Annotated in this window: 20 protein-coding genes; 15 read left to right on the top strand and 5 right to left on the bottom strand. The window is 61.5% G+C overall.

Features of this window, described 5'->3' with window-relative positions:
• The first annotated feature begins 147 nt into the window (after positions 1 to 147).
• The 6 genes from recC to LCU97_RS06510 all read left to right on the top strand — a co-directional run bounded on the left by recC (position 148) and on the right by LCU97_RS06510 (position 11,848).
• Positions 148 to 3,600 (top strand): exodeoxyribonuclease V subunit gamma, encoded by a 3,453-nt coding sequence (gene recC, locus LCU97_RS06485; RefSeq protein ID WP_232775937.1) that lies wholly within the window; start codon positions 148 to 150, stop codon positions 3,598 to 3,600.
• Complete coding sequence (recB, locus tag LCU97_RS06490; protein ID WP_232775938.1) at positions 3,597 to 7,286, top strand: exodeoxyribonuclease V subunit beta; 3,690 nt, start codon at positions 3,597 to 3,599, stop codon at positions 7,284 to 7,286. The genes recC and recB overlap by 4 nt, the downstream gene beginning before the upstream one ends.
• Complete coding sequence (recD, locus tag LCU97_RS06495) at positions 7,283 to 9,379, top strand: exodeoxyribonuclease V subunit alpha (protein WP_232775939.1); 2,097 nt, start codon at positions 7,283 to 7,285, stop codon at positions 9,377 to 9,379. Before recB ends, recD begins: the two co-directional genes overlap by 4 nt.
• 121 nt (positions 9,380 to 9,500) lie before the next feature.
• Positions 9,501 to 10,076 (top strand): YfiR family protein, encoded by a 576-nt coding sequence (locus LCU97_RS06500; RefSeq protein ID WP_053152018.1) that lies wholly within the window; start codon positions 9,501 to 9,503, stop codon positions 10,074 to 10,076.
• Positions 10,073 to 11,323 (top strand): diguanylate cyclase domain-containing protein, encoded by a 1,251-nt coding sequence (locus tag LCU97_RS06505; RefSeq protein ID WP_053152020.1) that lies wholly within the window; start codon positions 10,073 to 10,075, stop codon positions 11,321 to 11,323. The genes LCU97_RS06500 and LCU97_RS06505 overlap by 4 nt, the downstream gene beginning before the upstream one ends.
• A 72-nt stretch (positions 11,324 to 11,395) precedes the next feature.
• Positions 11,396 to 11,848, top strand: a complete 453-nt coding sequence (locus LCU97_RS06510; protein ID WP_053153198.1) for an OmpA family protein — start codon at positions 11,396 to 11,398, stop codon at positions 11,846 to 11,848.
• Here the strand turns inward: LCU97_RS06510 and LCU97_RS06515 are convergent.
• Entirely contained in the window at positions 11,845 to 12,792 is a 948-nt protein-coding gene (locus LCU97_RS06515; protein ID WP_053152022.1) for a LysR family transcriptional regulator, read from the bottom strand. The genes LCU97_RS06510 and LCU97_RS06515 overlap by 4 nt on opposite strands.
• Positions 12,793 to 12,932: 140 nt before the next feature.
• Between LCU97_RS06515 and LCU97_RS06520 the strand changes: the two genes are divergently transcribed.
• From LCU97_RS06520 to LCU97_RS06530, 3 genes are all read left to right on the top strand, one after another.
• The gene (locus tag LCU97_RS06520; RefSeq protein WP_053152024.1) at positions 12,933 to 14,459 is read left to right on the top strand and encodes a CoA-acylating methylmalonate-semialdehyde dehydrogenase; all 1,527 of its coding nucleotides are present in this window, start codon (positions 12,933 to 12,935) and stop codon (positions 14,457 to 14,459) included.
• A 10-nt stretch (positions 14,460 to 14,469) separates the two neighbouring features.
• A complete protein-coding gene (mmsB, locus tag LCU97_RS06525) occupies positions 14,470 to 15,357 on the top strand; it encodes a 3-hydroxyisobutyrate dehydrogenase (protein WP_053152027.1) in 888 nt (295 codons plus the stop codon).
• Between the two features lie 121 nt (positions 15,358 to 15,478).
• Positions 15,479 to 16,687 (top strand): MFS transporter, encoded by a 1,209-nt coding sequence (locus tag LCU97_RS06530; protein WP_232775940.1) that lies wholly within the window; start codon positions 15,479 to 15,481, stop codon positions 16,685 to 16,687.
• Positions 16,688 to 16,762: 75 nt separating this feature from the next.
• On the opposite strand, the gene LCU97_RS06535 is transcribed toward LCU97_RS06530, so the two are convergent.
• Both LCU97_RS06535 and LCU97_RS06540 read right to left on the bottom strand, forming a co-directional pair.
• A complete protein-coding gene (locus tag LCU97_RS06535) occupies positions 16,763 to 17,107 on the bottom strand; it encodes a cupin domain-containing protein (RefSeq protein ID WP_232775941.1) in 345 nt (114 codons plus the stop codon).
• Between the two features lie 99 nt (positions 17,108 to 17,206).
• Positions 17,207 to 18,091: a LysR substrate-binding domain-containing protein gene (locus LCU97_RS06540; RefSeq protein WP_232775942.1), complete on the bottom strand. Its 885-nt coding sequence runs from the start codon at positions 18,089 to 18,091 to the stop codon at positions 17,207 to 17,209.
• A gap of 211 nt (positions 18,092 to 18,302) precedes the next feature.
• On the opposite strand from LCU97_RS06540, the gene LCU97_RS06545 reads away from it, so the two are divergent.
• The gene (locus LCU97_RS06545; protein ID WP_232775943.1) at positions 18,303 to 19,067 is read left to right on the top strand and encodes a sulfite exporter TauE/SafE family protein; all 765 of its coding nucleotides are present in this window, start codon (positions 18,303 to 18,305) and stop codon (positions 19,065 to 19,067) included.
• Here the strand turns inward: LCU97_RS06545 and LCU97_RS06550 are convergent.
• Positions 19,057 to 19,371, bottom strand: a complete 315-nt coding sequence (locus tag LCU97_RS06550) for a putative quinol monooxygenase (RefSeq protein WP_232775944.1) — start codon at positions 19,369 to 19,371, stop codon at positions 19,057 to 19,059. The two genes, LCU97_RS06545 and LCU97_RS06550, sit on opposite strands and share 11 nt — an antisense overlap.
• Positions 19,372 to 19,566: 195 nt before the next feature.
• On the opposite strand from LCU97_RS06550, the gene LCU97_RS06555 reads away from it, so the two are divergent.
• Complete coding sequence (locus tag LCU97_RS06555; RefSeq protein ID WP_232775945.1) at positions 19,567 to 20,157, top strand: NAD(P)H-dependent oxidoreductase; 591 nt, start codon at positions 19,567 to 19,569, stop codon at positions 20,155 to 20,157.
• A gap of 51 nt (positions 20,158 to 20,208) precedes the next feature.
• On the top strand, positions 20,209 to 21,111 hold the full coding sequence (locus LCU97_RS06560; RefSeq protein ID WP_232775946.1) for a LysR family transcriptional regulator: 903 nt from the start codon (positions 20,209 to 20,211) through the stop codon (positions 21,109 to 21,111).
• A gap of 19 nt (positions 21,112 to 21,130) precedes the next feature.
• Here the strand turns inward: LCU97_RS06560 and LCU97_RS06565 are convergent, their stop codons facing one another.
• Complete coding sequence (locus LCU97_RS06565) at positions 21,131 to 22,576, bottom strand: SulP family inorganic anion transporter (protein ID WP_232775947.1); 1,446 nt, start codon at positions 22,574 to 22,576, stop codon at positions 21,131 to 21,133.
• A 349-nt stretch (positions 22,577 to 22,925) separates the two neighbouring features.
• On the opposite strand from LCU97_RS06565, the gene LCU97_RS06570 reads away from it, so the two are divergent.
• The 3 genes from LCU97_RS06570 to LCU97_RS06580 are packed head-to-tail and all read left to right on the top strand — an operon-like array spanning position 22,926 to position 26,643.
• Positions 22,926 to 24,275, top strand: a complete 1,350-nt coding sequence (locus tag LCU97_RS06570) for a GntT/GntP/DsdX family permease (protein WP_232775948.1) — start codon at positions 22,926 to 22,928, stop codon at positions 24,273 to 24,275.
• Between the two features lie 27 nt (positions 24,276 to 24,302).
• On the top strand, positions 24,303 to 25,163 hold the full coding sequence (locus LCU97_RS06575; RefSeq protein ID WP_053152044.1) for a MurR/RpiR family transcriptional regulator: 861 nt from the start codon (positions 24,303 to 24,305) through the stop codon (positions 25,161 to 25,163).
• A 1-nt stretch (position 25,164) separates the two neighbouring features.
• Positions 25,165 to 26,643 (top strand): N-acyl-D-amino-acid deacylase family protein, encoded by a 1,479-nt coding sequence (locus LCU97_RS06580; RefSeq protein ID WP_232775949.1) that lies wholly within the window; start codon positions 25,165 to 25,167, stop codon positions 26,641 to 26,643.
• Positions 26,644 to 26,687 lie beyond the last annotated feature (44 nt).

A 26,687-nucleotide genomic window follows, 5' to 3' on the forward strand; every position in this document is an offset into this window, starting at 1 on the left:
GAAACCCCTATCTGCTGATGCAGGTAGGGGTTTTGTTTTGCCCGCAGGAAAGTTCTTACGATAAGCACGGAGCGTTCCCGGCTGCCACAGCTGGCCGACAGTGCTAAGGTTCGGCCCTAGCTTTTGCCCTTTTTCAAGGATGCCTTTATGCCGGACGCAACGTCCCTCAGCCCTGCTTTCATGGTGGTTCACGGTAATCGCCTGGATGAGTTGCGCAGTCTGGTCATCAGCTTGATGCGGCGGTATCCGCTGGCCCCTCTCGAAAACGAAATCGCACTCGTACAAAGCAATGGCATTGCCCAGTGGCTTAAGCTCGCGCTGGCCGAGGACCCGGAAGACGATGACAGCGGTGGCTGTGGTATTGCAGCGGCCATTGATGTACAGCTACCCGGCAGCTTCATGTGGCAACTCTATCGTACGGTTCTGGGGCGTGACGAAATTCCCGCCAAGTCCCTGCTCGACAAGGCCCCGCTAACCTGGCGTCTGATGCGTCTCCTGCCGCAGTTGATCGAACAGCCTCATTTCGAGCCTCTGCGCCGGTTCCTGACCCATGACACCGACCTGCGCAAGCGCTACCAATTGTCCGAGCGCCTTGCCGATCTCTTCGATCAATACCAGGTGTACCGGGCCGATTGGCTTGAAGATTGGGCTGAAGGACTGCATCAAACAAGAAATGTCCGTGGCGAAGTCAAGGCACTTGCGCCGGCCAATTGCTGGCAAGCCGAACTGTGGCGAGCCCTGCTGCTGGATGTGGGAGAGCAAGGTATGGCGCAAAGCCGTGCAGGCGTCCACCAACGATACATCGAGCGTATCAACAGCCTGGACAGCGCTCCGAAAGGCCTTCCCGGCCGGGTCATCGTGTTCGGCATCTCTTCGCTACCCGCCCAGGTCCTCGAAGCGCTCGCCGGTCTCTCTCGGTTCAGCCAGGTGCTGTTATGTGTCCATAATCCATGCCGCCATCATTGGGCGGACATCGTGGCCGACAAGGACCTGCTGCGACATCAATACAAACGCCAGGCTCGCAAGGCAGGTATGCCCGCCGTCCTCGATCCACAAACCCTGCACCAGCATGCACATCCTTTGCTGGCAGCCTGGGGCAAGCAAGGGCGTGACTATATCAACCTGCTCGACAGCTATGACGATCCCAGCAGTTATCGCTCGGTTTTTCGAGAGGGGCGAATCGACCTGTTCAGTGACAGCCATCCCACGACTCTCCTCGGTCAGTTGCAGGATGACATTCTTGAGCTGCGCCCCTTGGAAGAGACCCGGACCAAGTGGCCTCCGGTGGATGAAGGACGAGATGAGTCGATCCGGTTCCATGTTGCCCATAGCGCCCAGCGCGAGGTGGAGATTCTCCATGACCAGTTGCTGGCCCACTTCAGTGCGGATCCCACGCTGCGTCCCCGGGATATCATCGTTATGGTGCCGGACATCGACAGTTATGCGCCGCATATTCGCGCCGTATTTGGACAGATCGACAGAACGGACTCACGTTTCATTCCTTTCACCCTGACCGACCAGGGGCAGCGTGGAAGAGATCCGTTGCTGATTGCTATCGAACATTTGCTGAAGCTGCCCGATAGTCGCTTCCCGGTAAGTGAAATTCTCGATCTGCTGGATGTCCCGGCGTTGCGTAGACGTTTCGGCATTGACGAGGCTGACCTGCCAACCTTGCATAGATGGATTGAGGGCGCGGGTATCCGTTGGGGCATGGACGCAGATCATCGAGCAGCGTTGGGGCTGCCTGCGGAGCTTGAGCAGAACAGCTGGCGTTTTGGGTTGCGTCGCATGCTGCTGGGATACGCCGTCGGCCGTTCGGACGCTTATGAAGGTATCGAACCCTACGATGAAATAGGCGGTCTCGATGCGGCGTTGATTGGTCCATTGGTCGCTCTGCTGGACGCGCTGCAAGTGGCCCATCAGGAGTTCACCCAGCCGGCAGCGCCGCAAATCTGGGGAGCGCGTCTACGCGATCTGATGCAGTTGTTTTTCCTGGCAGGTAACGAGCATGACGACTATCTGCTGGCCCAGCTCGAAGACCTGCGTGAAACCTGGCTGGAAACCTGTGAGTCGGTCGGTTTGCACGATGAGCTGCCGCTGACGGTCGTGCGTGAAGCCTGGCTGGCAGGGCTCGATCAGGGGCGGCTGTCCCAGCGTTTCCTCGCTGGAGCGGTGAACTTCTGTACCCTGATGCCGATGCGGGCGATTCCCTTCAAGCTGGTCTGCCTGTTGGGGATGAACGACGGCGATTATCCGCGGGCTCAACCGCCATTGGATTTCGACCTGATGGGGAGCGACTATCGACCGGGGGACCGTTCCCGGCGTGAGGATGATCGCTATCTGTTATTGGAGGCATTGCTTTCGGCTCGTGAAAAGCTCTATATCAGTTGGGTGGGACGCAGTATCCGCGATAACAGCGAACGACCGGCATCGGTGCTGATCGGCCAGTTGCGTGATCATATCGCCAGCGGATGGAGACTGACGGACGCAGGCAGCAACCTTCTCGAGGCGCTGACCCAAGAGCATCCCTTGCAGCCCTTCAACGCCCGTTATTTCATTCAGGGCGATGAGTTGTTCAGTTATGCCAACGAATGGCGGCTATTGCATGACGACCGCAATGTTGCGGTCAGTCCACATTTACTGGCGCCATATGTCCAGGAAGAACCCTTGAGCATCGGTCAGTTGCAGGATTTCATGCGCAACCCCATCCGCCATTTTTTCAACCAGCGACTGAAAGTGTTCTTCGAGGCCGCTGAAGTGCCGCTGGCCGATGACGAACCCTTCGTTCTCGATGCGCTCCAACGCTACAGCCTGAGCGACAGTCTGCTGGAGGCTGCCCTGGTTCGACTCGACCAGCCGGACCTTGCCCTTACGGCCCACGCCCGGAGACTGCAGAACAGCGGCCTGTTACCAATGGCCGGTTTTGGTGAATGTCTGCAACGGGAGTTGATCGAGCCCCTGCCGGATCTGCTTCAGCGTTATCAGCAGCTTCTGGCTCTATGGCCGACGCCGCTGACCACCGCGATCCCGGTCAGTCTTCGATTGCAGGGGGTGAGTGTCGAAGGGTGGCTAAGTGGCCTGCATCAGCGTTCCGATGGCGCAGTCCTTGCCATCACGGCAATACCCAATAGCATTGGCTCTGCCAAAACCCGCAAGTGGCATCGCCTCATTCGCCTCTGGGTGAACCACCTGGTGGCTTGCGCCAATGGTCTGTCGATGACTAGCGCGCTGGTGGCCAGCGATGACAGCCTGCTGTTGCCTCCTTTCGAGGAACCCATGGCGCGAAGGCTGCTCGGCGATCTGTTGCAGGCCTGGCAGGCTGGTATGCGCCAGCCGCTTCCGGTCGCGGTGAAGACTGCCTTTGCCTGGCTCGGCCAATCCGAGCCGGCCAAGGCCATGGCGGCTGCTCGAAAAGCCTACGAAGGCGATGGTCAGACCTCTGAAGGCGAACGACGAGAGAGCCCGGCCCTGGCCCGGCAATTTGCCGACTTCCAAGCCCTGATGGCTGACGAGACATTTGTGGACTGGTGCGATGCACTTTATCGGCCACTGTTCGAGGCCCCGTGGCGTTCGACGGCTGGAGAGGAGACACCGTCATGAGTCGGCATACGCCATTGGCCCTGGCTTTCCCCCTGCACGGGAGCCAATTGATCGAGGCCAGTGCCGGTACTGGCAAGACCTTTACCATCTCGGCGTTATACCTGCGCCTGGTATTGGGGCATGGTGGTCAGGCGACCGGATTTGGTCGCGAGCTGCTTCCGCCGCAGATCCTGGTGGTGACCTTCACTGACGCCGCCACCAAGGAGCTGCGCGAACGTATCCGTACACGCCTGGCCGAAGCGGCGCGTTTCTTTCGAGATGAGATTCCTGCCCCGGACTCACTGATTGTCCAATTGCGTGATGAGTTTGCCGAGGAACATTGGCCTGGCTGCGCCAACCGGCTGGATGTCGCCGCGCAATGGATGGACGAAGCGGCGGTCTCAACCATTCACAGCTGGTGCCAGCGCATGCTGCGTGAACACGCTTTCGACAGCGGCAGCCTGTTTACCCAGACCCTGGAAACCGACCACAGCGAATTGCTCGCAGAGGTGCTGCGCGATTACTGGCGGATGTTCTGCTACTCGATGCAGGGTGAGGCGTTGAACTGGGTGCGCACCCATTGGGGAGGGCCTGCCTCCCTGCTGCCGCGAGTCAGAGGGCTCTTCGCCAGTGCGCAAGATGATGGCCGGGAAACTGAACCGGCCGAACTCATCGCGGCATCGCTGCGCGAACGCAGTGCCGCCTTGCTCGACCTCAAGGCGCCCTGGCGGCAGTGGGCCGTGGAACTGCTGGAAATCTGTCAGCAAGGCGTTGCCAGCAAGAGTGTCGATGCGCGCAAGATGCAGGCCCGGTACTTCGAGCCGTGGTTCCAGAAAATTTCTGCCTGGGTGGAAGATGAAAGCCTCGAATCGTTGGACATCGGTACGGGCTTCACCCGACTGACGCCCGAGGGCATGGCGCAGGCCTGGAAAGGGGAGGTGCCCAGCCATCCGGGACTGGACGCTATGGTCAGTCTCAAGGCCAGCCTGGACGCCTTGCCCACTCCAGATGCCGCGGTGTTGCAGCATGCCGCGCAATGGGTCGGCGCACGCTTCGAGGCCGAGAAGCGTCGACGCGCGGAGATGGGATTCGACGACATGCTGCTGCGTCTGGATGCGGCGTTGCAAGCCGAGGGCGGCGAGCGGCTGGCGAGCCTGATCCGCGAGCAGTTTCCGGTCGCGCTGATCGATGAATTCCAGGACACCGACCCGGTTCAATACCGGATCTTCGAGAGCATCTACCGCATCGAAGACAACAACCCTGAAACCGGCCTGTTTTTGATCGGAGATCCGAAACAGGCCATTTATGCCTTTCGCGGTGCCGATATCCACACTTACCTTCGGGCCCGTGAGGCTACGGTTGGCAGGTTGCACACACTGGGGACGAACTTCCGTTCCAGCCATGCCATGGTGGGTGCGGTAAATCATGTTTTCCAGTACGCCGAAACTCGTCCGAAGGGGCGCGGGGCGTTTCTGTTTCGTGACGCTTCGGGGGTGAACCCGGTGCCCTTCCTGCCTGTCGAGTCACAGGGGCGCAAGGAGTCCTTGCAGATTGCGGGACAAGCCATCACGGCGATGAACATCTGGTACCTGTCATCGGAACAACCGCTCTCCGGTGCGGTGTATCGGCAGCAGATGGCGGCGGCCTGCGCCAGTGAAATCACGGCGTTGCTCAATGGTGGCCAAGCCGGTCGCAACGGCTTCATGAATCATGAAAACGTACTGCGTGAACTGTTGCCGGCCGATATTGCCATTCTGGTGCGAGATGGCAAGGAAGCGCAGGCCGTGCGCGATCAATTATCTGCACGGGGCGTGCGCAGCGTTTATCTATCCGACAAGGATTCAGTCTTTGGCTCGCAGGAGGCACGCGACCTGTTGATCTGGCTCAGGGCCTGCGCCGAGCCGGATGCCGAGCGGCCGCTGCGAGCAGCGTTGGCCAGCATTACCTTGAATCTGCCATTGACGGAGCTGGAACGACTCAACCAGGACGAGCTCGTATGGGAAGCGCGGGTCATGCAATTTCGCGGCTATCGCACCGTTTGGCGCACCCAGGGCGTACTGCCCATGTTGCGACGGCTGCTGCATGATTTCGAGTTGCCCCGGGCCTTGATGGCGCGCAGCGACGGTGAGCGGGTGCTGACCAACTTGCTGCACCTGAGCGAGCTGCTGCAGCAGGCCGCGGGTGAGCTGGATGGCGAGCAAGCCCTGATTCGACATCTGTCGGAGCACCTGGTCTTGTCCGGGCAGGCAGGGGAGGAGCAGATCCTGCGTCTGGAAAGCGATGAGCAATTGGTCAAGGTGGTTACGATCCACAAGTCCAAGGGACTTGAGTATCCGTTGGTTTTCCTGCCGTTCATCTGCTCGACCAAACCGGTGGACGGTACACGTTTGCCTTTGCATTATCACGATGAGAAAGGTAAGGCGCAGGTCAGCCTCACGCCCACCGCCGAGTTGATTGCCAGGGCTGATGACGAGCGCCTGGCCGAGGACTTGCGTCTTCTCTACGTGGCGCTTACCCGTGCCCAGCATGCCTGCTGGCTGGGTGTCGCCGATCTCAAGCGGGGCAGTCACAACAACTCGGTCCTGCACTTGTCCGCGCTGGGCTATCTGCTGGGGGGCGGGACGCCGTTGGCCGACTCGGCGGCATTGGAACGCTGGCTTGAAGAGTTGCAGCAAGGCAGCTCGGCCGTTAGCTGTCAGGAAATGCCCCAGGCAACCGACGAACATTACCAACCTCCTCGCAATGAGGCGGTGTTGCTCGATCCGCTCAAGCCTACCCGTAAAGCCAGCGAAAACTGGTGGATTGCCTCCTATAGCGCGCTGCGTATCGGCGAAAACCTGAGTGCTGGCAGCGATGCGGCGCCGGAAGATCCACAAGCCCAGAAGCTGTTCGACGATGAGCGTCTCGATCCGGACGCTCCAAGGGGCGTTGCCGCGATGGGCGGCGATATCCATCGCTTCCCCCGCGGCCCCAACCCAGGCACGTTCCTTCATGGGCTTCTGGAGTGGATTGCCGGCGAAGGGTTTATGGCTGCGCCAGCGGCCATCGAAGACGTCGTTGCCCGACGTTGCAATCGTCGGGGCTGGAAAGGCTGGATCACGACGCTCAATGACTGGCTGCAACACCTCATGACCCTGCCTTTGCAGATCGGCAACAACCAGGCGCCCGTGGTGCTTGCACACCTGAGCCAGTTCCAGGTCGAGATGGAGTTCTGGTTCGCCAGTCATAAGGTCGATGTGCTCAAGCTGGACCAACTGGTCTGCCAGTTCACCCACGGTGGCGTGGCCCGCGTCGCCGCCGAACCGGTGCTGCTCAACGGCATGTTCAAGGGGTTCATCGACCTGACGTTCGAGCACGACGGCCGCTATTACGTGGCGGATTACAAATCCAACTGGTTGGGAGTCGATGATACGGCCTATACCTCCCAGGCAATGGAGCAATCGATTCTGGATAATCGCTACGATCTGCAGTACGTCCTGTACCTGCTGGCGCTGCACCGCCAGCTCAAGGCACGCTTGCCCGGATATGACTATGACCGCCATGTGGGCGGCGCGCTGTACCTGTTCCTTCGCGGCACTCGTGCAGCCAGTCAGGGTGTCTATTTCACCAAGCCCCCACGAGCCTTGATCGAACAGCTGGATCGTCTGTTCCAGGGCTTGCCCGAACCCAAGGCCGAGCCGGCATGGGTACAGGGAGAGTTGCTATGAGTCGTTCTTTCGCCGATCTGCTGCCGAAGTCGTCCGAAGACGACAGCTTGATCAACCTGTCGCCCTTGAGCCGTTCGGACGATCTGCTCCTGCTCCTGACACGTTGGGTCGAGCGTGGGTGGTTGCGAGCCCTGGACAAGGCTTTCGTTGCGTTTCTCCAGGAACTGGCGCCTGATGATGATCCGCTGGTGCTGCTCGCCGCGGCGCTCACCAGCCATCAGCTGGGACATGGGCATGTCTGCCTGGACCTGTTCGAAACCCTCAAGGAGCCGGATTTCGCCTTGTCATTGCCCCCCGAGGGAGATCTGCAGGCCGGTGTGATGCTGTTGCCTTCACAGATACTGCAGACACTGGACGGCGCGCGATGGTGCAGGATCCTGGCCTCCAGTCGCTTGGTGGCCTTGGCCGAGGACGTGGGGGAGGAGGCGCGGCAACGTCCGATGGTGCTGTCGGGTAAACGCCTCTACCTGCGTCGTTACTGGACCTACGAGCGACGGATCGATGAGGCGTTGCGGCAGCGGCTTGCCAAACAGGACGCTGCCCCCAACGATCTGCGCGAGCGCCTGGACGGCCTGTTCGGGGCGGCTACCGGCGCGGGGCCGATCGATTGGCAGAAACTCGCCTGTGCGTTGGCCACCCGGGGAGCCTTCAGCATCGTGACCGGAGGGCCGGGCACCGGCAAGACCACCACCGTCGTGCGCTTGCTGGCGTTACTCCAGGCTCCTGCCGTCGAAACAGGCAAGCCGTTGCGCATTCGCCTGGCCGCGCCCACTGGCAAGGCAGCGGCGCGCCTGACTGAGTCCATCAGTCAGCAGGTCCTGAGCCTGGACGTGAGCGCCGCCGTACGTGAGCGCATTCCCTGTGACGTGACCACTGTCCACCGGTTGCTCGGCAGCCGGCCCGGAACCCGACATTTCCGCCATCATGCGGGCAACCGGTTGCCATTGGATGTGCTGGTAGTCGATGAAGCCTCCATGATCGACCTGGAAATGATGGCCAATCTGCTGGATGCGTTGCCAGTCCATGCGCGACTGATTCTGTTGGGGGACAAGGATCAACTGGCCTCGGTGGAGGCTGGTGCGGTGCTGGGGGACTTGTGCCGAGACGCCGAGGAAGGGTGGTACACCCCCCAGACCCGGGCCTGGCTTGAGTCAGTCAGCGGCGAACGCCTGACGACCAGTGAACTGCAGCAAGACCTCGACGGCAGCCATCCGCTGGCCCAGCAGGTGGTCATGCTCAGGCATTCACGACGCTTCGGCGAGGGCAGTGGCATCGGGCAACTGGCTCGCTGGGTCAATCAGCAACAACCGGAAAAGGCCCGGCAGGTGCTGCAGGGCAAGCAATATGCGGATCTGTTTTCCCTGGCGCTGCGGGGGGAGCACGACGGCGCGCTGGAGCGTTTATTGCTCGAGGGGCATACCGAAGGCCCTCAAGGGTACCGGCACTACCTGAATGTATTGCAACAGCGGCGCCCAGCCATTTCCCGCCCACTGGAAGACAGCTGCTGGGCTGACTGGGCCCGGGAGGTGCTGTCGGCATTCGACGCTTTCCAGCTGCTGTGCGCAGTGCGCAAGGGACCCTGGGGTGTCGAAGGCTTGAACCAGCGAGTCACCGCCGCATTGCTCAAGGCCCGTCTCATTGACAGTGATCACCACTGGTACGAGGGGCGTCCGGTGTTGATGACCCGTAACGATTACGGGCTGGGCCTGATGAATGGCGATATTGGCATTGCCCTCAGGCTGCCCGAGCGTGAGGGGCCGGATGCGGGCAAGCAGGTTTTGCGGGTCGCGTTCCCTCGTAACGATGGGCGAGGCGGTGTGCGTTTCGTCCTGCCAAGCCGCCTCAATGACGTGGAAACGGTGTACGCCATGACGGTGCACAAATCCCAGGGCTCCGAATTCACCCACACGGCCCTGATTCTTCCGGATGCGCTGAACCCCGTATTGACCAAAGAGCTGGTGTACACCGCGATTACCCGGGCCAGGCAGTGGTTCAGTTTGATCGAACCGCGAGCGGGCGTGTTCGAGGAGGCGGTTCGGCGCAAGGTCAAGCGTTTGAGCGGTTTGATGCTGGATCTGGAACGGGACAATTGAATCGATTCGTCGAGGCGCGATTCTGCCTGCTTCTGTCGGAAGCGTCGTAGGACGCTGTCTCGCCGGGTTTTTGGCACTGTGCTATCGTTCCGGCATTTATCGTACCGACAAGAGACTCTTCATGGATGTGGCTGGTCGAGAGGCAGCGCGCAGCAAGGGCTGGAGGCATTGTTTGCTGGCCGGTTTTCTGGGGCTGCTGCCGCCTGTGATCGCTGCTCAGGAACAGGCATCCGCTACTCGGGCCGAACAGCGGGCCGAGTCGGTGACCCAAGTGGTGTTGGGGATCCTCAGCTATGCCCGTTGGCCGGTGGAGCCCACGCAACTGCAGCTGTGCATCGTCGGGCCGACCCAATATACCGATGACCTGGTCAAGGGCACTGCCCAGGCCACGGGGCGGCCGGTCACCGTCCAGCGTCTGTTGGCGGATCATCCCGGCATCGAGACCGACTGTAACGCGGTCTATGTCGGAAGGTTGACCAGCGAAGAGCGCACCCGCCTGTATGCCTCCTTGATCGGCAAGCCCGTGTTGAGCATCAGCGAAGGGGGCGATCCTTGCACTGTGGGCAGTCTGTTCTGCCTGCGAGTGGGTGATGAGCAGGTGTCGTTCGAGGTCAATCTGGATTCCGTGGCGCGCAGCGGCGTACGCATCCACCCCAGTGTGTTGCAGCTATCCCGACGCAGGTCAACGGCACCATGAGCCTGCCTACACCACGGATTCGTCCTACTCTGGGCTCGGTCATCGGGCGCGGTCACTTGATCGTCGCGCTGGTGGCAATCGCCATGGCCAGCGTTTCACTGACACTGCTCGGTGTCCTGGCGCTGCGGGTGTATGCCGACCACAATCTGCACCTGATCGCACGCTCGATCAATTACACAGTGGAAGCGGCCGTGGTGTTCGGCGATTCGGCGGCTGCCACCGAAGCATTGGCCTTGATTGCCAACACCGAAGAAGTCGCCGAGGCCCAGGTATTCAATGAACATGGTCGCTTGTTGGCGCGTTGGCAGCGTCCGGAGACTGGCTTGTTGTCGGATCTGGAAATGCACATCGCCAAGGCCTTCCTGGAAAAGCCCATCAGCCTGCCGATCATTCACCAGGGCCGGGCCATTGGCAGCATTCTGTTGGCGGGTCACGGAGGCAGCCTGTTGCGCTTTTTGCTCAGCGGTCTGGCGGGGATCATTCTGTGTACGGCGGTGAGTGCCTGGATGGCGTTGTATCTGGCCCGACGCCAGTTGCGGGCGATTACCGGCCCGTTGCGCTACCTGGCGGAAGTGGCCCACGCGGCGCGCAGCGAACGGGCGCTGGACCGGCGCGTACCTCCGGCCGCCATCGCCGAACTGGATAATCTGGGCAATGACTTCAACGCGCTGCTCGCCGAGCTCGAATCCTGGCAAACCCATCTGCAAAGCGAGAACGAAAGCCTTGCCCACCAGGCCAGCCACGACAGCCTGACCGGATTGCCAAACCGAGCGTATTTCGAAGGCCGGCTGATTCGCGCCTTGCGCAACGCCAGCAAACTCGATGAGCAAGTGGCGGTGCTGTATCTGGACAGCGATCGGTTCAAGGGTATCAACGACAATTTTGGTCACGCCGCGGGGGATGCGGTGCTGACGGCGGTGGCGACCCGTGTCCGGGCGCAGTTGCGTGAGGATGATCTGGTGGCGCGTCTGGGCGGGGATGAGTTTGCCGTACTGCTCTCGCCGCTGCACAAGCTGGAAGATGCCGAAATGATCGCAGAGAAAATCATCGCCAGCATGGAAATGCCGATCCAGTTGCCCGGCAATGCTTCGGTGCTGACCTCTCTGAGCATTGGCATCGCGGTCTATCCCGATCATGGCGCCACTCCGGGCGCCTTGTTGCACGCTGCCGATGCCGCGATGTACCAGGCCAAGCGTCTCGCCCGGGGCGGGCGACATTCCTCGGGGGCGGAGCACCCCGTTGCATAATCCACAATCAGGAGCCAATTCGTGCGTTCATTCTTCCAACCCAGCCTGCAACGAACCATCGCATTCCTTTTCATGACCCTCCTGGCGCTGGCTGGTTGCCAGACCACCCCACCGAAAGGGCTGACCCCGGCGCAAATCGCTGTGTTGAAGGAGCAAGGATTCAAACTGACCGATGAAGGCTGGGCGTTTGGCTTGTCGGGCAAGGTGCTGTTCGGTAGCGATGTGGAAAGTCTCAACCCGGCCAGTACCGAAATTGTCGAGCGGATTGGCAAGGCGCTGTTGGGAGCTGGAATCGAGCGGGTACGCGTCGATGGCCACACCGACGCGTCAGGCTCCCAGGCGTATAACGAACAATTGTCGATGCGTCGTGCCAACAGTGTCGGCACGGTTTTGAAGAGTGTCGGCATGCGCGAAGAGAATATCCAACTGCGCGGCCTGGGCAGCACCATGCCGGTCGCTTCCAACGACACCGCCAGTGGGCGTACCGAGAACCGTCGGGTTGCCATTGTGGTCATCGCTGATTAGTCGGCGAATACCATTTCCCGGCTGTCGCCCATCAGCAGCGGGCGGTTCTGTTCGGTCACCTCGCGGATGTAATCCCACAACAGGGTGATCCGTTTCAACTTGCGCAGATCCTCCCGGCAGTACATCCAGAACTGTCGGGTAACGCTGATTTCCTCCGGTAGCACGGGCAGCAGTTGAGCATCCTGAGCGGCGAGGAAGCACGGCAGGATGGCCAATGAGCGTCCTTGCAGCGCCGCTACGTACTGCGCGATCACGCTGGTGCTGCGCAGGTGAGCATTGGCGCCAGGCAGGACGTTCGCCAGGTAGAGCAGCTCGGAACTGAACGCCAGATCGTCGACGTAACTGATGAACGAATGCTTGTTCAGGTCCGCCGGGCGGTGAATGGGTGGATGGTTGTCGAGGTATTGCCGGGTGGCATAGAGCTGCAGGCGGTAGTCGCACAACTTGCAGCACACATACGGGCCATGTTCGGGACGCTCGAGTGCGATGACGATATCGGCCTCTCGCTTGGAGAGACTGATGAAGTGGGGCAGCGGAAGGATATCCACTGAAATGGCCGGGTAGGCATCGACGAAGTGGCTCAGCTGCGGCGTGATAAAGAAACTGCCGAAGCCTTCGGTGCAGCCCATGCGCACGTGGCCGGACAACGCGACGCCGGATCCGGACACCTGTTCGCAGGCCATGTGCAGGGTGCTTTCGATCGATTCGGCATAGCTCAGCAGGCGTTGGCCCTCAGCGGTCAGCACGAAGCCGTTGGTCCGGGATTTTTCGAACAGCAGCGTGCCCAGTGAAGTTTCCAGCGAGCTGATGCGGCGAGACACCGTGGTGTAGTCGACAGCGAGGCGCTTGGCCGCGGTGCTGGCCTTGCGGGTGCGGGCCACTTCCAGGAAAAACTTGAGGTCGTCCCAATTCAACGACCCCAATGAGGTAATGTTTTTTTGCATGATGGACCGGTTTTTATGTGCGTTCTTATTAGAAGTTTGCACATCTATACTCCAAAAACCGTCTCATCACCAAGGTCTCTGAACGCCTTGGTCTGTGCTCAAGCAGCGCTCCCCCTACAAGAACAATCCCGGAGGCCAGCATGAACGTTTCACTCACGCCCAGCGACACCGCTCTACAGACCGTCAAGCTGTTGATCGACGGCGAGTGGGTTGAATCCCGCTCCAGCGAGTGGCACGACATCGTCAACCCCGCCACCCAACAGGTGCTGGCGAAAGTCCCCTTCGCCACCGCAACGGAAGTCGACGCGGCCATCGCCGCCGCCCAACGTGCCTTCCAGACCTGGAAGCTGACGCCCATCGGTGCGCGGATGCGCATCATGCTCAAGCTCCAGGCATTGATTCGCGAGCATTCGAAACGCATTGCCGCGGTGCTCAGTGCCGAGCAGGGCAAGACCCTGGCGGATGCCGAGGGCGATATTTTCCGAGGCCTGGAAGTGGTCGAGCATGCCTGTTCCATCGGCACCCTGCAGATGGGCGAGTTCGCCGAGAACGTCGCCGGCGGCGTCGATACCTACACCTTGCGCCAGCCCATCGGCGTGTGTGCCGGCATTACCCCCTTCAACTTCCCGGCGATGATCCCGCTGTGGATGTTCCCGATGGCCATTGCCTGCGGCAATACCTTCGTCCTCAAGCCGTCGGAACAGGATCCGCTGTCGACCATGTTGCTGGTGGAGCTGGCGATCGAAGCCGGTGTGCCGGCGGGTGTGCTCAACGTGGTACACGGTGGCAAAGACGTGGTGGATGCGCTATGCACCCATAAAGACATCAAGGCGGTGTCCTTCGTCGGTTCGACGGCGGTCGGTACCCACGTGTATGACCTGGCGGGTCGCCATGGCAAGCGCGTGCAATCGATGATGGGCGCCAAGAACCATGCCGTGGTGCTGCCGGACGCCAACCGCGAACAAACCCTCAATGCCCTAGTCGGTGCCGGTTTCGGCGCGGCGGGCCAGCGTTGCATGGCGACCTCCGTGGTGGTCATGGTGGGCGCGGCCAGACAATGGCTGCCGGAGCTCAAGGCCCTGGCGCAGAAGCTCAAGGTCAATGCGGGCTGCGAGCCGGGCACCGATGTCGGCCCGGTGATTTCCAAGCGGGCCAAGGCAAGGATTCTTGAGTTGATCGAAAGCGGCGTGCAGGCGGGGGCGAAGCTGGAGCTCGATGGCCGTGACGTCAGTGTGCCGGGCTACGAGCAAGGCAACTTTGTCGGCCCGACCCTGTTCTCCGGTGTGACCACCGACATGCGCATCTACACCGAAGAGATCTTCGGTCCGGTGCTGGTGGTGTTGGAAGTCGACACCCTCGACGAGGCCATTGCCGTGGTCAACGCGAATCCGTTCGGCAACGGCACGGGTCTGTTCACCCAGAGCGGCGCGGCGGCGCGTAAATTCCAGAGCGAGATCGACGTCGGCCAGGTGGGCATCAATATTCCGATCCCGGTGCCGGTGCCATTCTTCAGCTTCACCGGCTCCCGAGGCTCGAAGCTTGGCGACCTGGGTCCGTACGGCAAACAGGTGGTGCAGTTCTACACTCAGACCAAGACCGTCACCGCGCGCTGGTTCGACGATGACAGCGTCAATGACGGTGTGAACACCACCATCAACCTGCGTTAAGGAGCCGGACATGAACATCGCATTTATCGGCCTGGGCAACATGGGCGCCCCGATGGCGCGCAACCTGCTCAAGGCTGGCCATTCGCTGAACCTGTTCGACCTGAACCAGACGGTGCTGGCTGAGCTGGCGACGCTGGGAGGCACGATCAGCCGTTCACCTCGCGATGCGGCCCAGGGCGCGGAGTTGGTGATTACCATGTTACCGGCCGCTGCCCATGTGCGCAGCGTGTGGCTGGGGGAAGAGGGCGTGTTGGCTGGAATTGCCGCCGGCATCCCGGCAGTGGATTGCAGCACTATCGATCCGCAGACTGCCCGTGACGTGGCCGCCGCAGCGGCCAGGCAAGGCGTGCCGATGGCTGATGCGCCCGTCTCGGGCGGTACCGGCGGTGCGGCGGCCGGTACGTTGACTTTCATGGTCGGCGCCACCGCCGAATTGTTCGCCACCCTGCAACCGGTATTGGCGCAAATGGGCCGTAACATTGTGCATTGCGGTGAGGTCGGTACCGGACAGATCGCCAAGATCTGCAACAACCTGTTGTTGGGAATCTCGATGGTGGGCGTCAGCGAGGCCATGGCCCTGGGTGACGCGCTGGGCATCGATACTCAGGTGCTGGCCGGCATCATCAACAGTTCCACGGGCCGTTGCTGGAGTTCGGATACCTACAATCCCTGGCCGGGGGTGATCGAAACGGCGCCGGCTTCGCGAGGCTACACCGGCGGTTTCGGCGCCGACCTCATGCTCAAGGACCTTGGCCTGGCCACCGAGGCCGCGCGCCAGGCTCACCAACCGGTTGTGCTCGGGGCGGTGGCGCAGCAGCTTTACCAGGCGATGAGCCAGAGAGGCGAGGGCGGCAAGGATTTTTCGGCCATCGTGAACAGTTATCGCAAGCCTCAATGACTGTGAGGGGCGTCGTGGTGAGGTGACCGCTCCCTTGGAAAACTGCCCTGGTCATGTTCTTATCTCTGACTGTGGCCGTGCCGCTATCAGAAGAACAACGTGATGACAGGGAAGCGTTGATATGAAGGGAGTGTTGGAAGAGCTCGCCGTGCCGGAAAAGAGCAGGGTGTATACCCGGCCCGTGGTGTTACTGTTGTCGGCGACGTTTGTGCTGACCGTTGCCCGGGCCCTCGCCTTGCCCTATCTGGTGGTCTATTGCTCCCAGGCTTTTGGCTTGGGGGTGAAAGACATCGGTCTGGTGGTGGGCGGGGCGTTGATTGCCAGTTCCATTCTGGGCGTCTACGGCGGTTTCCTGGTGGACAGGTTTTCCAATTACCGGATCCTGCTCGGCGCGGCGAGTCTGTTCGCCCTGGCCTTTGCCGTGGCCTATCAGGTTGCCAGCCTGATTCCGTTCATCATCGCCATCGTCGTGGTGAACTTGTCTTATGCGGTAGTCGATATCGCGGTGAAATCAGGGATAGGTTTCCTGGTGACACCGGACAAGCGGGCCGGCGTGTTCTCAATGAAATACACGCTGACCAACGTCGGTTACGCCATCGGCCCATTCCTGGGCGTGTTGGTCGCGAAGATCAGCCCCGGCCTTCCATTCGCGGTCGCCGGCCTGGTCGCGGTGGCTTTTGTGGTGCTGTACGGCGGGTTGGGCGAACGGCTTCCACGCACCGCGCTCCCAGAGCAGCCAAACAAGGATTTCATCCAAGTACTGGGGCATCTGGTGCGTCACTACAGGCTGGTCTGCTTTACGATCGGCGGCGTTCTCAGTGCGATCGTATTCGGACAGTTCACCGCTTATCTGTCGCAATACCTGATCGTTACCAGTACCCCGGAAAACACCTACCGGATCATCAACTATCTGGTCACCACCAACGCTTGCATGGTCATTGGTCTGCAATACCTGATCGGTGCCAGGATCAATCAGAACAACCTCTTCCGCATGTTGTTGCTGGGCATGCTGTTTTTCATCGTCGGGCTGATTGGCTTCGCTCATTCGCAGGCCTGGCTGGCCTGGGTAGTCGCCATGATCATTTTCACCGTGGGCGAAATCATCGTGATCCCGGCGGAGTACCTGTTCATCGACTACATCGCGCCGGAAGACATGCGGGGCGTGTACTACGGCGCGCAAAACCTGTCCAACCTGGGAGCGGCGCTGGGGCCGGTCTTGTGTGGTGTCGTACTGTCCTCGTACGCGCCACAATCGGTGTTCTATGTTTTGTCGCTGTGCGTCGTCGTGGCCGGGGTCTTCTATTTCCTCGGATCGAGGCGCACGGGGTGATCGCTGGTTAACGTCTGGCAGTCCTGATGCGCTGTGCTCAACCTCTGTGAGCGCAGCGCATCGACCTCAAAGCCCTCAAGCAAACACGAAGTACTTGCGCACCGTTTCGACCACTTCCCAGGTGCCTTTCATGCCTGGCTCCACGACAAAGATATCGCCGGTTTTCAGGTGGATGGGCGCATGTCCATCCGGGGTGATGATGCAGTAGCCTTCCTGGAAGTGGCAGTACTCCCACTTCACGTAGTCCACGCGCCATTTGCCCGGCGTGCAGATCCAGGTCCCCATGATCTTGCTGCCATCTTCGCTGGTGTAGGCGTTGAGGTTGACGGTGTGCGGGTCGCCTTCGAGCTTTTCCCATTTGCAAGCATCGAGTACGGGCAATGGATGGGTATCGCGCAGAACGGTGATAGGTGCGGTCATGTGGACTCCGGGCAGAGGGATAAGCTGAAGAGGCACCCTATAGGCCCGCACGCCCGCTCAGTTGTCCAGGTTCGACATCGGGTTGCCCAGAAGCGCTAATCAACCCTCGGTCAGGTGCAGGGCGAGGGCCTTGGCATAGGCAGGCAACGCCTCGAAATCACGAGCCGCCAGCAGCAAGGCCCGCTGTGCCCAGGCTTCGTGCAACGGCACGCAGCGGTACGCCGGCTCTGGCGGGCGTCGTTCGATGGCGGCCCGTGGCACGATGGCGATACCGGCGCCGTGGGTCACCATGCGGATCACCCCATCGAAACTGTCGGCGCGGATGCGGATCTGCATGCGCAGCCCAGCGTGCAGGGCTTGTTCTTCGAGATATACCGCCAAGGCGCATGAAGCATTCAGGCCGACGTAATCGTGGCCGAGGGTTTCGCTGAAACTGACCGTGCGACCGTCACCCAGGGGATGTCCGGACGGCAGGATCAGTACCAGGGGATCGTGTCGAAAGGGGCGGGTATGAAGGTCATCGGTTTCGACTGCGTCGGATACGATACCCAGGTCCGCCGCACCCTGGCGCAAGGCATGGGTGATCCTTGAGCTGGGCAGCTCCTGCAAGTCGATGTCGAGATGGGGATGGGCCTTGAGGAACGTCGCCAGCAGCTCGGGCAGGTATTCGCTCATGGCGCTGGTGTTGCACAGCAGGCGTACCTGACCCTTCACACCTCGGGCGTACTCGGCAAGGTCTTGTTGCAGGTGTTCGGCGTGTTGCAACAGGCCCCGCGCATGTTGCGCCAAGGCCTTGCCGGCCGGTGTGGGCGTGACGCCGCGCCGACCCCGTTCAAGCAACTCGATGCCCAGGGATGCCTCCATGGCCCGGACCCGCGCACTGGCCGCCGCCAGGGACAGGTGGCTGCGGGACGCGCCGGCGGTGATGTTGCCGGTGTCGAGGATGTTCAGGTAGAGGCGCAGGTCGGTGAGGTCGAAGTGCATGGGGGGCGGTTCCTGTGCCGGTTTTGTGGTGACGCGTGCATCGTTATCGCGAGCAGGCTCGCTCCCACAGAGGGCCGCGTTTACCTGTAGGAGCGGGCTTGCTCGCGAAGACGCCAGACGCATCGACAAAATTTCAGCCTCTTGCCAGGAAAGAGGCAGCCTCAGCATATAGCAGATTTCCAATCCGCCTGCCCCAGTCCACCATGGCCCCATGAACACGTTCATCACTTTCTACCAGAACCTCGGCCTGGCGCTGTCCCTGCTGGTCTTCGCCACTTTCCTGGTGGCCGGCACCATCAAGGGCGTGATCGGCCTCGGCCTGCCGACCATTTCCATGGGGTTGCTCGGGCTGGCTATGGCGCCGGTTCAGGCTGCTGCGTTGCTCATCATTCCGGCCACGCTGACCAATGTCTGGCAACTGGCTTTCGGCGGTCATCTCAGGGCCTTGATCCGGCGTCTGTGGCCGTTGCTGCTGGCGATTTTCATCGGCACTGGCCTTGGCACCTTATGGATCGGCATGGCAGGCGGCCCCTGGGCGGTGCGGGCTCTGGGCGGGGCGTTGTTGCTGTATGCACTGAGTGGGCTGGCGCTGCCGACGCTGCGGGTGGGTGCTGACGTCGAGCCATGGCTTGGCCCGCTCTGTGGTTTGCTCACCGGGATCATTACTTCTGCCACGGGGGTGTTTGTGATCCCGGCGGTGCCTTACCTGCAAGCGCTGGGCTTGAGCAAGGACGCGTTGGTGCAGGCCCTGGGCCTGTCGTTCACGGTTTCGACACTGGCCCTGGCGGCCGGCCTGCTGTGGCGCGGCGCCTTGGGTGGGGGGGAGTTGAGCGCGTCGTTGCTGGCGCTGGCGCCGGCGTTGTTGGGGATGTGGCTGGGACAATGGTTGCGCCAGCGGATCAGCGCCGTGTTGTTCCGGCGGGTATTTTTTATCGGCCTGGGCGCGCTCGGTGCCCATCTGTTGATCAGCGGCTAGCCGAGGACGGGCTGAGCATCTCGACGCGGCGGATCTCGAAGTCGCGCTCCAGGTAATCCATGCGTTGCTCGAAAAACTGCTTCATGTGCGGCAGGTTCGAATGCACGTCGAGGTGGGCCTGGGATTGCCAGATCTCATAGAAGATAAACAGCGTCGGGTCTTCCTGGTCCCGTAGCATGTGGTATTCGATGCAACCGGGCTCGGCGCGACTCGGTTCGACGTAGGCGCGAAACAGAGCTTCGAAGGCTTCGGCTTTTTCCGGGCGGGTCTTGGCGTGCAGGATGAAACCGTACGGTTGGCTCATCGGGGGACTCCTGAATGAAAGGTGAATCGGATTCTACGGCAACAATCAGGCGTTGATTCGTGCGTATGGATCAAATCAGTTTTGCCGTTGCGGTGCTTATTCCGCGCGAAACTCATCGGTACTCTGCCGCCATCATTTTCAACCTTTCCATGCGGCGCTTCCTGAACTGCGCCATGGAATCCGATGAGGCTCCCCATGAAAAAAGTCCTGCTGCTCAACGGTGGTAAACAGTTCGCTCATTCCGACGGTCGCTATAACGCCACACTCCACGAGACGGCGCTCAGTGTGCTGGACCGTGGCGGGCTGGACGTCAAAACCACCTTCATCGATAGCGGCTACGACATCAAGGAAGAGGTTGCCAAGTTCCTCTGGGCCGACGTGATCATTTACCAGATGCCGGGCTGGTGGATGGGCGCGCCGTGGACCGTGAAAAAATACATCGACGAAGTCTTCACCGAAGGCCATGGCAGCCTCTACGCCAGCGACGGCCGCACCCGCTCCGATGCATCGCAGAAGTACGGCAGCGGTGGTCTGATCCAGGGCAAGCACTACATGTTGTCGCTGACCTGGAATGCGCCGCAGCAGGCCTTCGACGACCCGACCGACTTCTTCGAGGCCAAGGGTGTGGACGCGGTGTACTTTCCGTTCCACAAGGCCAACCAGTTCCTGGGCATGACTGGCTTGCCGACCTTCCTGTGTGTGGACGTGATGAAGCGCCCGAACATCGAGGCCGATGTAGCGCGGTATGAGCAGCATTTGATCGAGGTGTTCGGTCTTTCGCGATAACCGGGCTACTATCGGGACGCCATGGCATGTGCGTTTGATAAGGGGACACTGGTGAAGGCCAGATCCGATGAGTTGCAGATTTTCGTCTGTGTGATCGAGTGCGGTTCGATTTCCGCTGCCGCAGAACAGGTCGGGCAGACGCCGTCTGCGGTCAGCCGCACCCTGTCGCGCCTGGAGGCCAAGCTCGATACTACCCTGATCAACCGCACCACGCGGCGCATGGACCTGACGGAGGAGGGCAAGTACTTCTTCGAGCAGGCCAAAGGGATTCTCGACCAGATGGAGGCGCTGGAAGAGCGCCTGTCGTCCCGCCAGCAAAAGCCGGCCGGGCGGTTACGGATCAACGCCGCGTCGCCATTCATGCTGCATGCCATCGTTCCGCACGTCGAGGAGTTCCGGGCGCTCTACCCGGACATCCAGCTCGAACTCAACAGCAACGACCTGATCATCGACCTGCTGGAACAAAGCACGGACATCGCCATTCGCATCGGCACCCTCACCGACTCGACGTTACATGCCCGTCCCCTGGGTTGCAGCCCGTTGCACATTCTGGCCAGCCCCGCCTACTTGAAGCGGCACGGCACGCCGTCAAGCGTCGCCGAGCTGGCGAAGCATGCCCTGCTGGGATTCGCCCAGAACGATGGCCTCAATCAATGGCCTCTACGCCATCTTCACGGCGATCGCTGGCCGATCCAGCCGGCCATCAGCGCTTCCAGCGGCGAGACGGTGCGCCAGTTGGCACTGGCGGGGCAGGGGATCGCCTGCTTGTCGGACTTCATGACCCGCGAAGACATTCGGGCCGGCCGGCTGAAGGTGCTGCTGGCCGAGGCCAACAGTGGCTATCGCCAGCCGATCAACGCCGTCTACTACCGCAACTCTCAACTGGCGTTGCGAATCCAGTGCTTCCTCGACTTCATCCAGGGCAAGCTTGCGGACTACGCCTCGCGGCCATAGCCCGTCACTGTGGGGGGCTTCAGTCGTGGTGCACGCCTGCGCGCTTGAGCATTTGCTTGCAGCGCTCGGACAAGTGGAACACCCGCAGGTGCTTGCCGGCCTTGCCATAGCGCTCGCGCAGGGTTTTCAGCGCGGCGATGGCCGAGTAATCGACGAAGCGCAAGTGACGGCAATCCAGCGTGACCAGGGACGGATCGTTGGCCGGGTCGAACTGGTTGAGGAACGGCGTTGTGGAGGCGAAGAACAGCGTGCCATGCAAGCGATACAGTTTGCTGCCGTCCGCTTCCAGATAGGTGTCGGCGTATAACTCGCGGGCCTGCTGCCAGGCGAAGTTGAGCGCCGCGATGATGATCCCGCACAACACGGCGACGGCGAGGTCGGTGAACACGGTGATGATGGTCACCGCGACGATCACCAGCACATCGTTCTTGGGCACCTTGTTGATCACCCGCAGCGAGGCCCAGGCAAAAGTCTGCTGCGCTACGACAAACATCACCCCCACCAGTGCGGCGAGGGGGATGCGTTCGATCAAGGGCGACAGGAACAGGATGAACAGCAGCACCATCACCCCGGCCACCACGCCGGAGAGGCGGCCACGACCGCCAGAGCTGAGGTTGATCACCGTCTGGCCGATCATGGCGCAGCCGCCCATGCCGCCGAACAGACCGGACGCGATATTCGCCGCGCCGAGGGCGACACACTCGCGGTCCGGATAACCGCGGCTTTCGGTGATTTCATCGGTGAGGTTCAAGGTCAGCAGGGTTTCCAGCAAGCCGACCATCGCCATGATCACAGCGTAAGGCGCCACGATTCGCAGGGTGTCCAGGTTCCAGGAAAGGTCCGGCAAGGCAAAGACCGGCAGGCCGCCGGCGATGTGTGCCATGTCGCCCAGCGTCCGAGTAGGCAGGCCCAGCAGGTAGACCGCCACACCGACACCCAGGATCGCCACCAGGGCCGGCGGCACGGTGCGGGTCAGGCGCGGCAGCAGATAGACGATGGCCATGGTCACGGCCACCAGGCCCGTCATCCAGTACAGCGGAGCGCCGCTCAGCCAAGCGTCGGCGTTTTTGAAATGTTCCAGTTGGGCCAACGCAATGACGATTGCCAGGCCGTTGACGAAGCCGAGCATCACCGGGTGCGGCACCATGCGTACCAGCTTGCCCAGCCGCAACAGCCCGAACGCCAGCATGATCAAGCCGCTCAACAGCACGGTGGCCAACAGGTACTGCACGCCGTGTTGCACCACCAGCGCGACGATCACCACCGCCATCGATCCCGCCGCGCCGGACACCATGCCCGGCCGTCCGCCGAACAGCGCCGTCAGCGTGCAGAGAATGAAAGCGCCATACAACCCCATCAACGGGTTGAGGTGCGCCACCAGGGCGAAGGCAATGCACTCGGGGAGCAAGGCGAAGGACGTGGTGAGGCCGGCGAGGGCGTCGGCGCGAAGACGTGCTGGTTTCATGAATGACCTGATTGGGCGCCGGTTGAAGAACGGCTGCCGGAGAAGTGTGCAAAAACAGGGGGGCGATGGTACGGATTTGAAGGTGAGGCGGCCAGCGGTTGGGCGGTTGTTTCGATGATTGGCGAACGGTCGGTTCATGGGGCTGCTTCGCAGATCAGTGGGGATAAATCCCCTTGTCACCGAATGTGAAAGTTTCTTGGCGGATTTTCATGGATGCCGTTCTGGCATTGCCATCAGCGACATTCCTTACCCAGGCACGAAAATTACTTTCAGTACGTTTGAAAAACGCTCGTCGAGATGATTTATGAGTTTCACAACTCATAGACGTGACCCGCTCGAGGAGTACCGCATGGCACCTGCTTTCGGTTATTGGCTCTTGGTCTACGCAGCCATCGCCATCATTGCGTTGATTGTACTGATCGCCCGTTATCGCCTTAACCCGTTCATCGTGATCACGCTGGTGTCCATCGGCCTTGCGCTGCTGGCCGGAATGCCGCCGGCGGGGGTGGTCGGGGCTTACGAGGCGGGCGTTGGCAAGACGCTGGGGCACATCGCGTTGGTGGTGGCCTTGGGTACGATGCTCGGCAAGATGATGGCCGAGTCCGGCGGGGCGGAGCGCATGGCACAGACGCTGATCGAGCGTTTCGGCGAGCGCAACGCCCACTGGGCAATGGTCTGCATCGCCTTCCTGGTGGGGCTGCCGTTGTTTTTCGAAGTGGGTTTCGTGTTGCTGGTGCCCATCGCGTTCACCGTGGCCCGACGTGTCGGCGTATCGATCCTGATGGTGGGGCTGCCCATGGTCGCGGGACTGTCGGTGGTCCATGCCCTGGTGCCGCCGCATCCGGCGGCGATGCTGGCGGTGCAGGCGTTCCAGGCCTTGGTGGGGCAGACGTTGCTGTACGCAATCCTGATCGGCATTCCCAGTGCGATCATCGCCGGTCCGCTCTACGCCATGTTCATCGTGCCCCGTATCCAACTGCCAGCCGAGAATCCGCTGGAGCGGCAGTTTCTCGACCGCGAGCCTCGGGCCCGGTTGCCAGGGTTCGGTATCACCCTGGGGACCATTTTGCTGCCGGTGGTCCTGATGCTCATCGGCGGTTGGGCCAACCTGATCTCCACGCCAGGGAGCGGTTTCAACCAGTTTCTGCAGTTTATCGGCAACTCGGTGATCGCTTTGCTGCTGGCAACCATCCTCAGCTTCTGGACCCTCGGCCTGGCGCAAGGCTTCAACCGGGACTCGATCCTCAAGTTCACCAACGAATGCCTGGCCCCGACTGCCAGCATCACCCTGCTGGTGGGCGCCGGTGGCGGGTTGAACCGGATCCTGGTGGATGCTGGCGTCACCCAGCAGATCGTTGGGCTGGCCCAGGAATTCCAGCTGTCTCCACTGGTCATGGGCTGGTTGTTCGCTGCGTTGATGCGCGTCGCCACCGGTTCGGCCACGGTGGCGATGACCACCGCATCGGGCATCGTGGCGCCCGTGGCGATAGGCCTGGGGTATCCTCATCCTGAACTGTTGGTACTGGCCACCGGGGCCGGCTCGGTGATCTTTTCCCACGTCAATGACGGTGGCTTCTGGCTGATCAAGGAATACTTCAATATGACCGTCGCACAAACCTTCAAGACCTGGACCGTGCTGGAAACGCTGATCTCCCTGGTGGCGTTCGGTCTGACTCTGGGCCTTGCATACGTGCTCTGATCGCCGCGCCATTACACAGGAGTCGTCATGGACATCCTCTACCAGATCCGCTCGCGCCAGGATTTCTTCAGCGCCGGCGAAGGACGGATCGCCCGCCTGATGCTCGATGACGTAGGCTTCGCCGCGTCCGCCAGCCTCGAAGAACTGGCCCAGCGTGCCGAAGTCAGCAGCGCCACGCTGTCGCGTTTTGCCCGTACGGTCGGCTGCCGGGACCTGCGGGACTTGCGCCTGCAACTGGCCCAGGCCAGCGGCGTCGGCAGCCGGTTTCTCGACCCGGCCGGCGCGCCGGAGCAGTCGGCGTTCTATGGGCAGATCGTCGGCGACATCGAGTCGACCCTGCGCCAACACCTGTCGGCATTCGAAGAGTCGCGATTCAGCGATGCCGTGCGGCTGCTCGGCAAAGCGCGGATGATCCATGCATTCGGGCTGGGTGGCTGGTCGGCCTTGTGCAGTGAGGAACTCCAGGTGCGGCTGGTGCGTTTTGGCTATCCGATTGCCGCGTGTCGCGACCCGGTGATGATGCGCATCACGGCGACTTCGCTGAGTGAGGAACACCTGGTCATCGCCTGTTCGCTCACCGGCATTACCCCGGAATTGCTGGCGGCCGTCGAGGTGGCGCGCAGCTACGGTGCGGCGATCCTGGCCATTACCCGTGCCGACTCGCCCCTGGCCGGGCTGGCGGATGTGGTGCTGCCCCTGCAAGGCGCCGAAACCTCGTTCATCTACAAACCCACGGCGGCCCGCTACGGCATGCTGTTGGCGATCGATGTGCTCGCCACCGAGCTTGCCCTGGCTCATCCCGAAGACAATCAAGAGCGTCTGCGGCGGGTCAAGCTCGCCCTCGACGATTACCGAGGCGGCGACGACGATCTGCCGCTGGGAGACTGAGATGTTGTACGACACGCTGATTCGCAATGCCCTGGTGATCGACGGCAGTGACACCCCTGGTTACGTCGCCGACGTGGCGATTCGCGCCGGCCGTATCGAGCGCATTGGCGCCTTGCATGATGCGCAGGCCATCGAGGAGGTGGACGCCGCCGGCCGCGTGCTGGCGCCGGGCTTCATCGATGTCCATACCCACGACGACACGGTGGTGATCCGCCAACCGCAGATGCTGCCCAAACTGAGTCAAGGCGTGACCACCGTCATCGTCGGCAACTGTGGCATCAGTGCATCACCGGTCACCTTGCGGGGCGAGCCGCCGGATCCGATGAACCTGCTCGGCCCGGCCGAGGCGTTCGCCTACCCGAGCTTCGGCCATTATCGTTCGGCGGTAGAGGCCGCCACGCCAGCGGTCAACGTGGCGGCACTGGTGGGGCATACCGCGCTGCGCAGTAACCACATGGACGATCTGTTGCGTACGGCCAGCGTGGGAGAAATCGCTGCCATGCGTCGGCAACTGCGCGAAAGTCTGGAGGCCGGTGCGCTGGGCTTGTCCACCGGCCTGGCCTACGCCAACGCCTTCTCGGCCTCCACCGACGAAGTCATGCAGTTGGCCGAGGAGTTGAGCGCATTCGGCGGGGTCTACACCACTCACCTGCGCAGCGAATTCGAACCGGTGCTCGAAGCCATGGACGAAGCCTTCCAGATTGGCCGTCAGGCGAAGAGCCCAGTGATCATTTCCCACCTCAAATGCGCCGGCGCCGGTAACTGGGGGCGTAGCCCACAGGTGCTCGCCGCCCTGGAAAATGCCGCCAGTACCCATCCCGTTGGTTGTGACTGTTATCCCTACGCTGCCAGCTCTTCGACGCTCGATCTCAAGCAGGTGACCGACGCCCATCCCATCACCATCACCTGGTCGACACCTCATCCACGCATGGGCGGGCGCGACCTGGCAGAGATCGCTGTCGAATGGGACGTGTCGCTGCTGGAGGCGGCCCGTCGCCTGCAACCGGCCGGTGCGGTGTATTACGGCATGAACGAAGGTGATGTACGCCGGATCCTGGCTCATCCGCTGTCCATGGTGGGCTCCGACGGGTTGCCCGAAGATCCGTTTCCGCACCCGCGCTTGTGGGGCGCCTTCCCACGGGTGTTGGGACATTTCAGTCGCGACGTCGGGCTTTTTCCGTTGCACACCGCCGTGCACAAGATGACCGGTCTTTCAGCGGCGCGTTTCGGCCTGAAGGCACGCGGCGAAATCCGTGAAGGACATTGGGCGGACCTGGTGTTGTTCGATCCACAGACCGTTCGCGACGTCGCCGATTTCATCGAACCGCAACGGGCTGCCGAAGGTATCGACAGGGTGTGGGTCAATGGTGTCCTGAGTTATCTCGAAGGGCAGGCAAACGGACGTCGAGAAGGGCGGTTCCTGGCGCGCGAGGGCGATCTGCGCTTGGGATTCAGCCCATCGGGTGGCGTAAGTGGCTGATATCGTTTTGATTGGCGTCACAATAATGGCACTGCGACACTAAA

The organism is Pseudomonas uvaldensis, assembly GCF_021271205.1.
Taxonomy (GTDB): Bacteria; Pseudomonadota; Gammaproteobacteria; order Pseudomonadales; family Pseudomonadaceae; genus Aquipseudomonas; species Aquipseudomonas uvaldensis.

Coding starts and splice junctions, on each gene's coding strand:
- LCU97_RS06565 (WP_232775947.1), bottom strand. CDS start 22,576: ATGAAACCAGCACGTCTTCGCGCCGACGCCCTCGCCGGCCTCACCACG.
- recC (WP_232775937.1), top strand. CDS start 148: ATGCCGGACGCAACGTCCCTCAGCCCTGCTTTCATGGTGGTTCACGGT.
- mmsB (WP_053152027.1), top strand. CDS start 14,470: ATGAACATCGCATTTATCGGCCTGGGCAACATGGGCGCCCCGATGGCG.
- LCU97_RS06520 (WP_053152024.1), top strand. CDS start 12,933: ATGAACGTTTCACTCACGCCCAGCGACACCGCTCTACAGACCGTCAAG.
- LCU97_RS06500 (WP_053152018.1), top strand. CDS start 9,501: ATGGATGTGGCTGGTCGAGAGGCAGCGCGCAGCAAGGGCTGGAGGCAT.
- LCU97_RS06515 (WP_053152022.1), bottom strand. CDS start 12,792: ATGCAAAAAAACATTACCTCATTGGGGTCGTTGAATTGGGACGACCTC.
- LCU97_RS06540 (WP_232775942.1), bottom strand. CDS start 18,091: ATGCACTTCGACCTCACCGACCTGCGCCTCTACCTGAACATCCTCGAC.
- LCU97_RS06550 (WP_232775944.1), bottom strand. CDS start 19,371: ATGAGCCAACCGTACGGTTTCATCCTGCACGCCAAGACCCGCCCGGAA.
- LCU97_RS06535 (WP_232775941.1), bottom strand. CDS start 17,107: ATGACCGCACCTATCACCGTTCTGCGCGATACCCATCCATTGCCCGTA.
- LCU97_RS06510 (WP_053153198.1), top strand. CDS start 11,396: ATGACCCTCCTGGCGCTGGCTGGTTGCCAGACCACCCCACCGAAAGGG.
- recB (WP_232775938.1), top strand. CDS start 3,597: ATGAGTCGGCATACGCCATTGGCCCTGGCTTTCCCCCTGCACGGGAGC.
- LCU97_RS06575 (WP_053152044.1), top strand. CDS start 24,303: ATGGACATCCTCTACCAGATCCGCTCGCGCCAGGATTTCTTCAGCGCC.
- LCU97_RS06570 (WP_232775948.1), top strand. CDS start 22,926: ATGGCACCTGCTTTCGGTTATTGGCTCTTGGTCTACGCAGCCATCGCC.
- LCU97_RS06555 (WP_232775945.1), top strand. CDS start 19,567: ATGAAAAAAGTCCTGCTGCTCAACGGTGGTAAACAGTTCGCTCATTCC.
- LCU97_RS06530 (WP_232775940.1), top strand. CDS start 15,479: ATGAAGGGAGTGTTGGAAGAGCTCGCCGTGCCGGAAAAGAGCAGGGTG.
- LCU97_RS06545 (WP_232775943.1), top strand. CDS start 18,303: ATGAACACGTTCATCACTTTCTACCAGAACCTCGGCCTGGCGCTGTCC.
- LCU97_RS06505 (WP_053152020.1), top strand. CDS start 10,073: ATGAGCCTGCCTACACCACGGATTCGTCCTACTCTGGGCTCGGTCATC.
- recD (WP_232775939.1), top strand. CDS start 7,283: ATGAGTCGTTCTTTCGCCGATCTGCTGCCGAAGTCGTCCGAAGACGAC.
- LCU97_RS06580 (WP_232775949.1), top strand. CDS start 25,165: ATGTTGTACGACACGCTGATTCGCAATGCCCTGGTGATCGACGGCAGT.